The 12,599-nt window shown below is 73.9% G+C and carries 10 protein-coding genes; 3 read left to right on the forward strand and 7 right to left on the reverse strand.

Translation table 11 applies throughout. The features are described 5' to 3' along the window. Nucleotides 1–185: 185 nt before the first annotated feature. From ACFWU6_RS21230 to ACFWU6_RS21245, 4 genes are all read right to left on the reverse strand, one after another. Nucleotides 186–1,859: an LCP family protein gene (locus ACFWU6_RS21230; RefSeq protein ID WP_383809246.1), complete on the reverse strand. Its 1,674-nt coding sequence runs from the start codon at nucleotides 1,857–1,859 to the stop codon at nucleotides 186–188. Between the two features lie 62 nt (nucleotides 1,860–1,921). Beyond that, complete coding sequence (locus ACFWU6_RS21235; RefSeq protein ID WP_383982435.1) at nucleotides 1,922–3,655, reverse strand: LCP family protein; 1,734 nt, start codon at nucleotides 3,653–3,655, stop codon at nucleotides 1,922–1,924. Between the two features lie 223 nt (nucleotides 3,656–3,878). Further along, nucleotides 3,879–5,087 (reverse strand): LCP family protein, encoded by a 1,209-nt coding sequence (locus tag ACFWU6_RS21240; RefSeq protein ID WP_383809240.1) that lies wholly within the window; start codon nucleotides 5,085–5,087, stop codon nucleotides 3,879–3,881. A gap of 214 nt (nucleotides 5,088–5,301) precedes the next feature. Continuing rightward, the gene (locus ACFWU6_RS21245; protein WP_383982436.1) at nucleotides 5,302–6,051 is read right to left on the reverse strand and encodes a TIGR03089 family protein; all 750 of its coding nucleotides are present in this window, start codon (nucleotides 6,049–6,051) and stop codon (nucleotides 5,302–5,304) included. Between the two features lie 139 nt (nucleotides 6,052–6,190). Between ACFWU6_RS21245 and ACFWU6_RS21250 the strand changes: the two genes are divergently transcribed. Further along, a complete protein-coding gene (locus tag ACFWU6_RS21250; protein ID WP_383982438.1) occupies nucleotides 6,191–7,591 on the forward strand; it encodes a peptidoglycan recognition protein in 1,401 nt (466 codons plus the stop codon). An 82-nt stretch (nucleotides 7,592–7,673) separates the two neighbouring features. Further along, nucleotides 7,674–8,840 carry a DNA-3-methyladenine glycosylase family protein gene (locus tag ACFWU6_RS21255; protein WP_383982440.1) on the forward strand — a complete coding sequence of 389 codons (1,167 nt, stop codon included), beginning with the start codon at nucleotides 7,674–7,676 and terminating at the stop codon, nucleotides 8,838–8,840. A gap of 6 nt (nucleotides 8,841–8,846) precedes the next feature. On the opposite strand, the gene ACFWU6_RS21260 is transcribed toward ACFWU6_RS21255, so the two are convergent. Genes ACFWU6_RS21260 through ACFWU6_RS21270 form a run of 3 tightly spaced genes read right to left on the reverse strand, consistent with a single transcriptional unit; the run spans nucleotide 8,847 to nucleotide 11,697 of the window. Then, on the reverse strand, nucleotides 8,847–10,166 hold the full coding sequence (locus tag ACFWU6_RS21260) for a coenzyme F420-0:L-glutamate ligase (RefSeq protein WP_383982442.1): 1,320 nt from the start codon (nucleotides 10,164–10,166) through the stop codon (nucleotides 8,847–8,849). Then, the gene (gene cofD, locus ACFWU6_RS21265) at nucleotides 10,163–11,122 is read right to left on the reverse strand and encodes a 2-phospho-L-lactate transferase (RefSeq protein WP_383982444.1); all 960 of its coding nucleotides are present in this window, start codon (nucleotides 11,120–11,122) and stop codon (nucleotides 10,163–10,165) included. Before cofD ends, ACFWU6_RS21260 begins: the two co-directional genes overlap by 4 nt. Nucleotides 11,123–11,151: 29 nt before the next feature. Beyond that, nucleotides 11,152–11,697, reverse strand: a complete 546-nt coding sequence (locus ACFWU6_RS21270; RefSeq protein ID WP_383809221.1) for a cysteine dioxygenase — start codon at nucleotides 11,695–11,697, stop codon at nucleotides 11,152–11,154. Between the two features lie 621 nt (nucleotides 11,698–12,318). Here ACFWU6_RS21270 and ACFWU6_RS21275 point away from each other — a divergent pair. Next, nucleotides 12,319–12,582 (forward strand): WhiB family transcriptional regulator, encoded by a 264-nt coding sequence (locus tag ACFWU6_RS21275; RefSeq protein WP_003983763.1) that lies wholly within the window; start codon nucleotides 12,319–12,321, stop codon nucleotides 12,580–12,582. Nucleotides 12,583–12,599 lie beyond the last annotated feature (17 nt).

Consider the following 12,599-nt stretch of genomic DNA (forward strand, 5'->3'; position numbering starts at 1 on the left):
GGGGGGGGGGCGTGCCCGGTCGTTTGCGTGCGGGGGCCCGCGGGGGCCGGGGGGGGGGGGGGGGGGGCGGGGGGGGCCCCCCCCCCCCCCCCCCGGGCCCGGTACCGCCCGCGGGACGCCGAAAGGGGGGCGGCCCGGTCCGTCGAGGACCGGGCCGCCCCCCTTCGGCGTTCACCGCCCCCGCGTCACCAGCGGTACGGCTTGTACACGTCCATGCAGGCCTCGCTGTCGGAGCCGTTGAGGGCCTCGGCCGTCTCCGGGACCGCCCCGGCCTCCGGCGCCGGCTGCTGCGGGTACACCGCGCCCTCGCGCCAGTCCGCGCCGACCACCAGCGTGATCTGGAGGACGTCGGCCGACACCTGCACCGAGGCGGCCGGGATGCCCAACGCCGCCGCGACGCCCTGCGCCTCGTCCGCGAGGTCCGCCGTCGGATAGCGGACGACCGTCGTCCGCTCCGGCAGGAGCGCGGTGTCGGCCCTGGCCGTCGTGTAGCCCTTGGCGGCGAGCTGCTCGGTGACCGCCCCGGCCCGCTTGGGCGTCACCGCCCCGCCGGCCCCGGTCCCGTTGACCACGCGTACGGCCACCCGCTCCGGCGGGGTCGGCGGCTGCTTGGGCGCCTCCTGGACGGGCGTCGAGGGCTGCGGGGACGGCGAGGCGCCACCGGCCGCGGTAGGGGCGCCGTTCTTGTCGAAGGCGACGTCCTTGCGGACCATCGTCCACAGCCGGTCCGCGTCCGCCTGGTGCACCACCAGCCGGTTGCCCGGGTCCCGGGGGTCGGGCAGCGTCGGCATGGTGGTCATCGTGATGCGGTTGGTCGGCACGTCCTTGAGCTGCACGGCCAGGTTGTAGAGCTTTTTGACCGAACCGATCTCCTCGGACACCACCAGCGAGCGGGTGGCCGCCTCGGCCAGGCCGGTGAGCCGGCCGACGTCGGTGAAGGCGTTCTGCCCCTTGAGCTCGCGGATCATCGAGTTCATGTACATGTGCTGGGCCTGCGCCCGGCCCAGGTCGCTGCTGAAGGCGTGCCGCGTGCGCAGCCACTGGAGCGCCTGCTCGCCCTTGACCTTGCTCTTGCCGGCCTGGAGCTTGAGGCCCGAACCGCCCGAGGCGGTGGCCAGCGACCGGTCCCAGACGTTGTCCTTGACGCAGACCTCGACGCCGCCGATCGCGTCGGCCATGTGCACGACGCCGGCGAAGTCCACCGTCATCCAGTGGTCGATGTAGACGTTGGTCAGCTTCTCCCAGGTGGCCGCGGTGCAGCCGGGACCCCCGCGCCCGAGGCTTTGGTTGATCATGGTGTTGACGGCCTTGAACTTCTCGCCCGTCTTGGGGTCGGTGCACTCGGGTATGTCCACCCGGGTGTCGCGCGGAATGGAGACCACCGAGGCGTTCTTGCGGTCGGCCGACACGTGCAGGAGCATCTGCACGTCTCCCAGCGGGGGAGCGCCGACGCTGTCGCGGCTGCCGCCCAGCTCCAGGTTCTCGGGCTTGTCGCGGCTGTCCGACCCGATCATCAGGATGTTCAGCGGACGCTGCCCGGCGGCGTTCGCCTCGGTCCTGGGCACACCGCTCTCGCCGCTCAGCCGCTGCCCGCTGCGGATGTTGCCGTCGAGGTGACGGTAGTAGAGGTAACCGGCCGCCGCCGTGCCGAGTATGAGCAGGGACAGTACGGACGCCACCCACCGCAGCACGCGGCGCCTGCCCCGCCGGCCCCGGGGGGCGGGACTGCCGCCGGCCCGCCGCCCCCTCGGCGAACCGTCCCGCGGCGGGGGCACCGTGGCGGAACCGCTGCCGCCGCCGGATGTGTCATCGGCGGCCCGGGCGGTCGCCCCCTCCCGCCGCACGCTGCTGTGCCTCACGCGTACCCCCCTCGAAATCCCTGTTCAGTCTGTGTGGCGCCGGTCCTACCGGCTGCGGTCGGTCATTTCACGCAGACCGCCTTGTCGGCCTCGACGCGCTGCACGTCCTTGGGCACTTCCTGGGGAAGCGGCGGCGCCAGCGGCGCACCCGGCTCCTTGAAGTCCGGGCCCAGGGTCAGCTTCATGGGGGTCTTCGCCCCGGCGTCCGCCGTCCCCATCCTCATGGCGGTGGCCGGAAGCCCCATCATCTCGGCCAGCGCCCGGGCCTGGTCGGCCTGGTTGGGCGCGTACTCCAGCTGGGTGGCCCCGACCTTCGCCGGGGCGTTGCCCCGGTTGGCGGACCGGGACACGCCCTTGCCGTTCTGCAGCCAGTTCAGCGTGGTGGAGGCCGACCCCTTGGGGCCGCCCCCGTTGAACACGTCCACCCGTACGTCCGCCGCGGGGGCGCGGGCGCCCTGGAGCAGGGCGTCCTGCCGGGCCTTCGCGTCCGCGTCGGCCGCCTCCTGCGAGGCCTGCTCCCTCTTCTCGACCTCCGTGAGCGAGACGTCCCCCCGGATCATCTGCAGCAGCGGAGCGGCCTGCTCCTGGTTGAGCACGACGGTCGCCTTGACCTTCTCCGCCGGGTTGTCGAGGACCGGCAGGGTGGTGAAGGTGATGTTCTTGAGGTCGATGTCCTTCAACTCGGTGGCGAGGTCGGTGAGTTTCTCGATCGATCCCAGACTCCGGTCCACCGTCAGCGACTTGGTGGCCGCCTCGGCCAGCGAGAAGAACTTCTTCGGGCTGGTCAGGGTCTCCTTCGACTTCATCTCGCGCATCATCGAACTCAGGAACTGCTGCTGGGTCTTGATGCGGTCCAGGTCGCTCTCGTTGCCGAAGGCGTGCCGGGTCCGTACGAAGGCCAGCGCGTCCTCGCCGGCCAGCCGGTGCTCGCCGGCCGCGAGCTTGAGCTTGGAGTCCTTGTCGTCGACCGCCTTCTCCAGGCAGACGGGCACGCCGCCGACGGCCGAACTCAGGTTCTTCACGGCGTTGAAGTCGACCATCATGAAGCTGTCGACGTCGATGCCGGTGAGGTCCTTGACGGTGCGCATCGTGCAGCCCGCGTCGCGCCCCTCCTGCCCGAGGCTCGTGTTGAAGCGGGTGCCCTTCGTACCGGGGATGTCCTTGGTCGACCCGTCCGGCTGCTTGGTCGGGCAGGTGGGGATGTCGGCGATCAGGTCGCGCGGGATCGACAGGGCCGTCGCGTTGCTGCGGTCCTTCGCGATGTGGAAGAGGATCGTGGTGTCGGCGTGGCCGACGCTCCCCGCGTCCCCGTACCCCTCGTTGCCGGCGCCGCTGCGCTTGTCGGTGCCGATGACCAGGATGTTGATCGCCTGGTCCTTCTTGAAGCCGCCGCCGACGCCCACGGTGTCCGTGATCGTCAGGTTGCCGTTCAGGTGCTGGTAGTAGAGGTAACCGCCCACCGAGCCGCCGACCAGCAGGAACGCCAGCGTTCCACCGGTGACGACCAGCGCCTTCCTGCGGCCGGGGCCGCCTCCGCCACCCTTGCGGGTGCGGCCGGTGCGCCGTCCGGGAGGGCCGTCGCCGCGCCGGGGCTTGGGCACCGCCGGGGAGGGGGCGGTGGGGGAGGGGGCGGTCGGGGCGGAGGCCGATCTGCGGGTCGTGGTGCCGACGGGCCGCTGTCTCCGCTGCTCAGCGGAGTCGGCCAGTCGCAGTTCGTAGTGGCCGGTGCGGGGGTTGATCACCCACTGGTCTGCGGGGTCGATCTCGTCCGCCCGCCCACGGCTTTGCGCATCCACGGTTGCTCGAATCCTCCGTCGGTGCCTCGCGACGCGCCTCCCCCAGGCGCACGGTCAACGATCCGGCTGCTGGTGCATGGCCTCTTGGTCGGCCAGGGCACCGGATCGCTCACCCTATCCGCCCAGTTCAGCCGCAAACCATGCTGGTGACAAATTCCACTTCCCTGATAACGGGGCGAACCGCCCATCCAGCGCGGTTCGGACACAGGGCTTTTGGATTGCTTTACCGGCAGTCGGCCGGACCCGCCGTGGTGCCGGTGAAAGTGGGGACGGGCGCCGGGTCCGTTCCGGTTCCCCGCCCGTCGCCGGCGGGCGCCGTGCCGTCCCCCGCCGGGGAGTCGGCGGACGGCGTGACCCCGGGCTTCGGCGGGGTCACCGTCACCGGCCCGTCCATCCGCAACTGCCGGAAGAGCCGCTCCGCGTCCGGCTGCACCAGCTCGTCCCGATTGGGGTTGGAGGGGTACGGACGGCGGGGCACGGTCAGGAACTTGACCTGATCGGTCGGTATGTCCCGCACGCCGCGCACCAGTTCGTAGAGCCCGCGCAGCGAGGCCAGCCCGGGGTCGGTGGTCAGCGAGGAGGTCGCCGCGTCCAACAGCGGGTACAGCCGCGCCGGATTCAGCAGCACCCCGTTGCTCTGCACCTTCTTGACGAGCGAGCCGAGGAACTGCTGCTGGCGGTTCATCCGGTCGGTGTCGCTGCCGTTGCCCAGGGTGTGCCGGGCCCGGACGAAGCCGAGGGCCTGCTCGCCCCGCAGGGTCTGGAGCCCCGCGGGCAGCTTCGCCTTGGCCGCCGGGTCGTCCACCGGCTGCTTGAGGCACACCTCCACCCCGCCGACGGCGTCGACCATCTTCTTGAACCCGCCGAAGTCGATCACCACGTGGTGGTCGATGCGGATGCCGGTCAGCTTCTCCACCGTACGGATCGTGCAGGCGGCCCCGCCCCACTCGAACGCCCAGTTGAACTGCGCGTACTGCGCGGTGCTGCGGCTCCCGTCCGCCGTCAGGCAGGACGGGATGTCGGTCATCAGGTCCCGGGGGATGGAGACCGCGGTCGCGCTCCCCCGGCCCCGGGGCAGGTGCAGCAGGATCGCGGTGTCCGAGCGCTGGGTGCCCTTGTCCCGCCCGTAGCGGGCGTTCGCCCTGCCGGAGCGGGAGTCCGAGCCGATCAGCAGGATGTCCTGGGCTCCGGTGGCGAGGTTCGCCGGGCGCTCGCGCTCGTAGCGCCGCAGCTCCGCCTCCGCGGAGGTGTCCGCGGTGATGTTGCCGTCGAGCCTGTTGTAGAGCCACCAGCCGGTGGCCGTGCCCGCCAGGACCAGCAGGGCCGACCCGAGGCCGATCCCGCGCAGCAGCCGGCGCCGGCGGCTGCGCGGAGGCCGGTGACCGCCTCCGGCCGCCTCCTGGCCGCCCGGTATGCCTGCGCTGCCCGTCACTAGCGTCCGTCCCCTCGCCGCTGCGGCAACAAGCCGTACGAGTGAGTACGGCCACAGCCGATCCTGCCCCCGAGCGCCGCGGCGGGCCCGGGGGCGACCCCCTGTACAGGGCCATGCGGGTGAGAAATGGCGCCTGCCGCCGCGGCGCGCGGCGCGGGCGGGGCGGTCCCGGGCGCGGGTGCGGATCGGCCGGTGTGGGCGGGGCGGCCCGGGATCAGACGGTGTGGGTGACGCGCTCGCTCTCGACGCGCTGGGCCAGCGCCTCCGCCGACAGCGCGTCCAGGTTCCGGCACAGCACCACGGAGCCGCCGGAGGCCAGCGGGGCGTACAGCCCGGCCGACAGCCCCTCCCAGGTGTCGTACCCGAGCCCGGTCAGCACCCGCGAGCCCGGCCCGAGCCCCCGCTTCGCCGCGTCCTCGCGGGCGCGGCCGGTCAGCTCCGCGTACGACAGCTCCTCGCCGCCGACGACGAGCCCGGGGCCGTCGGGGTCGACCGGGGCGAAGGGCGCGAAGCGGTCCCCCTGCCCCGGCACCTCCACCGCGTAGTCCGCGAAACCGGCCGGCGGCTGCGGGAACCGGCCGCCCAGCGGCCGCAGCGCCAGCGCCACCCGCTCGCCCGAGCAGGCGCGCGCCTCCTCCAGTGAGTCCGGTCCGCTGACCACGAGGCCGGCGCCGGCCGGGTCCCCGCCCACCTCGGCGGTCACCCCGACCGAGGCGCAGGCGAGCAGCCACACGGCGCTCTGCCAGTGAGCGGGGAGCAGCAGCGCGAGCCGGTCCCCGGGCTCGGCGCCCAGGTCGCCCTGGAGCAGGTTGGCGGTCTTGGCCACCCAATTGGCGAAGGTGGCGACGGACAATTCGACGCGCTCGCCCGTCGCGTCGTCGTAGAAGGTGACGAGCGGGCGGCCCGGATCGGCGGCGAGCGCGGATCGCAGCAGGTCGGCAGGGGTGCGGTCAGTGGCGTTCACCCGGCACAGGGTACGCGGGCCCGTCCCCCGTACGGGGGCCCGCGGCTCCCCCGTACGGGGGAGGGGTGCCCGGCGGTACGCCGACGGAGCGTCAGTTCTCGTATGGCGCCGGGCGGTGCGGGTGCCCAGCATCCTTGTCATGCGTGGATTCCTTGCTTCCTCGATCGGCGTCGCGACGGCCGCCGTACTGGCCCTGCCCCTCGCACTCCCTACTCCGGCCCTGGCAGCCCCCTCCGTGGGCGCCGCCCCCGTGACCCCCGCGGGGTCCACCGAGTCGCTGCCGCTCGTCCCCCTGGGGCGCGCGGCGGACCGCACGCCCGGCGTGCCCGGCACGAGCGCCTCGCCCCGCCTCCCCGAGACGCAGGGCCTGGCCGCCCGTGAGGTCGCGACGTTCTCCCTGGTCGGCGTCGTCTGGGACGACGCGGCCGCGCCGCTCCACGGCCGGGTCCAGGTCCGTACCCGGTCCACGGCGACCGCCACCTGGTCCGGCTGGCAGGACGTGGAGACCCACAACGACCAACACGCCGCCGACCCCGACGCGGTGGAACGCGGCTCCGGCCGGGTCCGCGGGGCCACGGCCCCGCTGTGGGTCGGCGAGTCCGACGGGGTCGAGGTCCGGGTGCAGGCCGAACCGGGCGCCACGGCCACCCGCGCGCCGGCCCGGCTCCCCTCCGGCCTGCGGATCGAGCTCGTCGACCCGGGCGCCGACACGCCCGCGGCGGGCACGGACGGCAAGAACACCGGCCCCGGGGAGGACGACAAGGGCGAGATCGCCGTCCCCGGCATGACGATGGAGATGGCCGAGTCGTCGGCGGCCAACCTGCCGCACGCGGCGCTGGGCGCGACGGAGATCACCGAGCTCGACAAGGCCGACTCCACGGCCGACGCGGTCTTCGCGAGCGACGGCGAGCTGACCGCGGCGGCCCGCCCGTACATCGGGCCGCGTCCGCGGATCGTCACCCGCCAGGGCTGGGGCGCGGACGAGAAGCTGCGCGAGTCGGGCTTCGTCTACACGAACACGGTCAAGGCCGCCTTCGTCCACCACAGCGCCTCCGGCAACAACTACGCCTGCAGGGACACCCCGGCGGTACTGCGCAGCCTGTACCGCTACCACGTGGTCAGCAGCGGCTGGCGGGACCTCGGCTACAACTTCGCCGTCGACAAGTGCGGCACGGTGTACGAGGGCCGCGCGGGCGGAGTCTCCAGGGCGGTCCTCGGCGCGCACACCATGGGCTTCAACACCGACAGCATGGGCGTGGCGGTGATCGGCACCTACACCAGCACGACCCCGCCGGCGGCGGTGGTCGACTCGGTGGCGCGCCTCACGGCCTGGAAGCTGGGCCTGTTCGGCGCGGACCCGCGGGCGAAGACGACGCTGAGGTCGGGCGGCGGCAACCTCTACGCCAAGGGCAGCAGCGTGCGGATGAACGTCATCTCGGGCCACCGGGACGGCTTCGCGACGGAATGCCCCGGCAGGCTCCTGTACGGCAAGCTCCCGACGGCCCGCACCACCTCGGCCAAACTCCAGGGCCGCCCGTAGTCCGGCCCCCGGAGCGCCGCGGGGGCCGGGGCGCAGGCCGGGCGGGCGGGGAGCGGCCCCCGGGCGGGCTACGCTCGAAGGCATGGCCGGCCGCTTCGACCCCCTCACCCGCGCCGCCGTCCGCGGCGGCCGCACCACCGTGCCCCGGCCCCACCCCGGCCCGGCGCCGAAAGCGCCAGCCGCCCCGCTCCAGCTCGGCCCGACGGTCGAAGCGCCGGCCGCCCCGCTCCGTCCCGCGGACGCAGCGGCAATCGGCCGGCCCGGCCGGGGCGGGGAAGCCGGGGGCCGGGGGGCCCGTACCGGCAGGGCGCCGGTGTGCGCGCGCCGCCGGTGGGCACCCGGCGCCCCCGTCGACCTCGGCCTCACCCTCGGCCCGCTCCGCCGCGGCCCCGGCGACCCCACCTTCCGCGCCACCCCCGACGGGTCGGTCTGGCGCGCCACCCGGACCCCGCAGGGTCCCGCCACCCTCCGGGTCCTGCGCACCGGCGCCGCGGCCGCGGCCGGAGCCGCCCCCGAGATCACCGCCGAGGCCTGGGGCCCCGGCGCCGACTGGATCCTCGAACAACTGCCCGCGATGCTCGGCGCCGGCGACGACCCCGCCGCCTTCGTCCCCCGCCACCGCCTCCTGCACGCCAGCCACCGCAGCCGCCCCGGCCTGCGCCTCACCCGTACCGGCCTGGTGCTGGAGTCCCTGATCCCCACGGTGCTGGAGCAGAAGGTCACCGCCGACGAGGCCTACCGCGCCTGGCGCCGCCTGGTGTCCCAGTACGGCGAACCGGCCCCCGGCAGCCCGCCGGAGCTGCGCCTGCGTGTCATGCCCGACGCCCGCACCTGGGCGCTGATCCCGTCCTGGGACTGGCACAGGGCCGGGGTCGACGCCAAGCGCTCCGCGGCCGTCGTCCGGGCCGCCCGGGTCGCGAACCGGCTGGAGGAGGCCGCCGCCATGGAGCTCCCGCAGGCGGCCGCCCGGCTGGAGGCCGTGCCCGGCATCGGGCCCTGGACCTCCGCCGAGACGCTCCAGCGCAGCAACGGCCACCCCGACGCCGTCACCACCGGCGACCTGCACCTGCCCGGCATCGTCGGCTACGCCCTCGCGGGCGACCGGGACGCCGACGACGCCGCCATGCTGGAGCTCCTCGCCCCGTACGCCGGCCAGCGCCACCGCGCCGCCCGCCTCATCCTGCTCGCCGGCCGGACCCCGCCCCGCCGCACGCCCCGCATGCCCCGCAGCGACATCGGACGGCTGTGACCGCGCTCAGCGGACGCGGATGAAGTCCGCGGCCGGCCGCGCCGGCCGGTCCGCCGGGGCCGAGGCCGGATGGCCCACGGCCACCGCCCCCATCGGGTCCCAGTCGTCCGGCAGGTCCAGCACCTTGCGCACCACGTCCCGGCAGAACATCGTGGAGGACACCCACGCCGAACCCAGCCGCTCCCCGGCCAGCGCGACCAGGAAGTTCTGCACGCCCGCTCCCATGGCGACGACGAACATCTCCCGCTCCGCCGCGTCCCGCCGGGCGTGCCCGTAGTGGTGCGCCCCGTCCGTCACCAGGCAGGGCACCACCAGGTAGGGGGCGTCGCGCAGCACGTCCCCGCGGCGGACCCGCTTGGCGACCGACTCCTCGGACTTCCCGTCGGCCCGCAGGTCGGCGATCCAGGCGTCCCGCATGGCGTCCAACAGCTCCAGCCGGGCCGCGGCGGACTCCAGCAGCACGAACCGCCACGGCGTCGTGTGGTGCGGCGCCGGGGCCGTCACGGCCGCCGCCACCGCCCGCCGCACCGCGCCCGGGTCGACCGGCTCGGCGGTGAAGGCCCGTACGGTACGGCGCTGCGCCACGGCCTCCCGTACGGCCTCGGAGGTCCCCAGCCGGAACATGTCGTCGGCCGGCGGGCGGACCAGGTCCCGGGCCGAGGACCCCTCGCCGAGGACGTGGGCCAGTCCGCGGACGACGGCCACCGGCAGCCCGGCGGCCTTGCCCTTGACCAGGTCGCCGGCGGCCGCCAGCTCGTCGGCGGTGGCCACCACGGTCGCGCTCAGCGGATTGCCGTGCGCGTCCGTCCCGCCCCGCAGGTCGTCGAGGACCCGCACGCCGGCCGAGCCGATCGCCACGTCGGTGAGCCCGGTGCGCCACGGCCGCCCGAAGGTGTCCGTCACCACCACGCCCACGTCCACGCGCAGGAGGTCGCGCAGCCCCGCCCGGATCGCGGCGGCCGAGGCGTCCGGGTCCTCGGGCAGCAGCAGCACCGTCCCGGGGGCCGTGTTGGAGGCGTCGACTCCGGCCGCCGCCATGACCAGGCCCTGCCGGTTCTCGACGATCCGCAGCGGGCCCCGGCGCGCGACCACCCGTACCGTCTCGGCGTCGATCGCCGCCTCGCGCGAGGCGGCCTCCACGATCCTGCCCTCCGCCTTGGAGACGATCTTCGAGGTGACCAGCAGGACGTCGCCGTCGCGCAGGCCGGGAGCGGCCGTCGCGATCAGGCCCGCCAGGTCGTCACCGGGCCTGACCTCGGGTATCCCGTCGACCGCCCGCACCTCGTACGAGGGACCGTGCCCGCGAGGAGCGCGCGCGGCCGTCACCGCGGGGTCCCGGCCAGCTCCAGTGCGGCCCGGGCCATCGCGGCGGTGGCCTCCAGGTCGGTCATCATCAGCGGCACGGCGCGGCAGGCGATCCCGGCGGCCTCGACCTTGGCGACGGAGTCCGCGTCGGCGGTGTCCACCAGCCAGCCGTCGAGCAGGTCGGCCCCGTAGTGCAGGGCGACGGCCGCGGCCGTGGACTCGACGCCCACCGCGGCCAGCACCTTGTCGGCCATGCCGCGCACGGGCGCGCCCCCGACGATGGGGGAGAGGCCCACGACGGGCGCGGCGGCGGCGGCGACGGCCTCCCGGATGCCGGGCACGGCCAGGATGGTGCCGACCGAGACGACCGGGTTGGACGGCGGGAAGAGGATCACGTCGGCGGCCGCGACGGCCTCCAGCACGCCGGGCGCGGGCACGGCCTGCTCGGCGCCCACGGGGACGACGGCCTCCGCGTCCACCGCGGCGCGCAGCCGCACCCAGTACTCCTGGAAGTGGACGACCCGGCGCTCTCCGGTGCCTGCCTCGGTGATGGCGACGTGGGTCTCGATCCGGTCGTCGGACATGGGCAGCAGCCGCACGCCGGGCCGCCAGCGGTCGCACAGGGCCTCGGTGACCGCGCTCAGCGGGAAGCCCGCGCCGAGCATCTGCGTACGGACGATGTGGGTGGCGAAGTCGCGGTCGCCGAGGCCGAACCAGGCGGGTCCGACCCCGTAGGCCGCGAGCTCCTCCTTGACGGTGAAGGACTCGTCGGTCCGGCCCCAGCCCTGGTCCTCGTTGATGCCACCGCCGAGGGTGTACATCACCGTGTCCAGATCGGGGCACACCTTGAGCCCGAACAGGTGAATGTCGTCACCGGTATTGCCGATGACCGTGATGTCCGCGTCAGGGACCGCCGACTTGAGTCCGCGGAGGAAACGGGCGCCGCCTATACCGCCGGCCAGAACAACAATGCGCATGCACCGAAGTCTGTCAGGCGCCGCGGGGGTCAGACAGCGAGGACCTCGGGGCGGGCCGGGGAGCAGCTGTGCACGGGCATCTCGGTGAGGCCGGGGAAGTAGACGTGCAGGCTGACCGCACCGTCGAGGGTGTCGTTGACGACCTCGTGGGAGTAGCCCGGGGCGAAGACCCGCTGGGAGCCCGCGCCGAGGGCGAGCGGCCCGCGGGGGCCGTGCTCGGTGAGCTCGCCGTCGAGGACGGTGAGCACGCCCGAGGAGCCGCCGTGGCCGTGGGGGCCGCTGCCCTGACCGGGGACCCAGCTGAGCAGCCACACCTCGTAGCCGGGGCCGGTGCGCAGCCGGTGGTACCAGCGGGTGGTGGCGTCGTACTGGACCAGGTGCTCCCAGGAGGCGCGGTCCTCGGCGATGGAGCGGGCGAGGCCGACGAACTCGGCGACGGTGGCCGGGTGCTCGCGGGCGGGCTGGAGGAGGTGCTGGACGGCGAGGATGTCGCCGGCGATCTGGAGGTCGCTCTCGCCGCCGGGGTAGGGCGCGGCGGCCGTGGCGGTGGAGGTGGCGGGGGTGGCGCTGTTCATCGTGGGGATACCTCGACGGTGTCAGTCGTGCCGGCGGTTGCTGCGGGGGCTGGAGCTCAGGGGAGCCGGGGCTCCGGAGGCATCAACAGCTGCAACAGCGACAGCGAACCTGGGCAGCGCACAGGAACCCACGAATGGGGGTCCGGGTGGCGACTGCGGGCGCTGACATGCGAACAAGGAGAACGGTTCGAGGGCCGGACTGTCAACTCGATGTCAGGTTCGAGCGCGAAGTTTCACCTCATCCGGCTACTGCGAGCGGAGAAAGGTTTGTGCAGGCGGGACCCGGGCAGGTGGCGCAGTACTGCGGTTCAAACCCGAACCCCCATCTCGTGACCTGACTGTGATCTGCGCCGCTTCCGTGGCCGGATCGCAACCATGTTGCTGAGCGTGACGTCGACGGGGGTGAAGGGGGCGTCTCCGATGCCCGAGGCATGTGTCACGATTTTTGGCGATTTGAACACTTTCTGCATACGCTTGGTTCCGCAGAGTGAATAAGAGGCCCAATAGCAGATCCCAGCTTGACTGCGCCGGAGCCACGCACTTGTAATTTCACTCGTGTCGTTACGTAGCGATCAGTGACGGCATCACCACGGGGACGCACAGACAGAGCGAGGGGCGCACATGACCGAGCTGTTTCAGGAACTGCTGGTCGAGGAGGCGGACGAGGAGCTCGGATGGCAGGAGCGCGCTCTGTGCGCCCAGACCGACCCCGAGTCCTTCTTCCCCGAGAAGGGCGGCTCCACCCGGGAGGCCAAGAAGGTCTGCCTCGCCTGCGAAGTCCGCTCCGAATGCCTCGAGTACGCCCTCGCCAACGACGAGCGATTCGGCATCTGGGGCGGTCTTTCCGAGCGTGAGCGCCGCCGCCTGAAGAAGGCGGCGGTCTGAGGAGGCCCAGGCGCCGG

It is taken from the genome of Streptomyces sp. NPDC058674 (assembly GCF_042716505.1).
GTDB lineage: Bacteria > Actinomycetota > Actinomycetes > Streptomycetales > Streptomycetaceae > Streptomyces.

Bases quoted from the DNA above. Each gene is read 5' to 3' on its own strand.
- ACFWU6_RS21250 (WP_383982438.1), top strand. From the start codon at position 6,191: ATGCGTGGATTCCTTGCTTCCTCGATCGGCGTCGCGACGGCCGCCGTA.
- ACFWU6_RS21255 (WP_383982440.1), top strand. From the start codon at position 7,674: ATGGCCGGCCGCTTCGACCCCCTCACCCGCGCCGCCGTCCGCGGCGGC.
- cofD (WP_383982444.1), bottom strand. From the start codon at position 11,122: ATGCGCATTGTTGTTCTGGCCGGCGGTATAGGCGGCGCCCGTTTCCTC.
- ACFWU6_RS21270 (WP_383809221.1), bottom strand. From the start codon at position 11,697: ATGAACAGCGCCACCCCCGCCACCTCCACCGCCACGGCCGCCGCGCCC.
- ACFWU6_RS21275 (WP_003983763.1), top strand. From the start codon at position 12,319: ATGACCGAGCTGTTTCAGGAACTGCTGGTCGAGGAGGCGGACGAGGAG.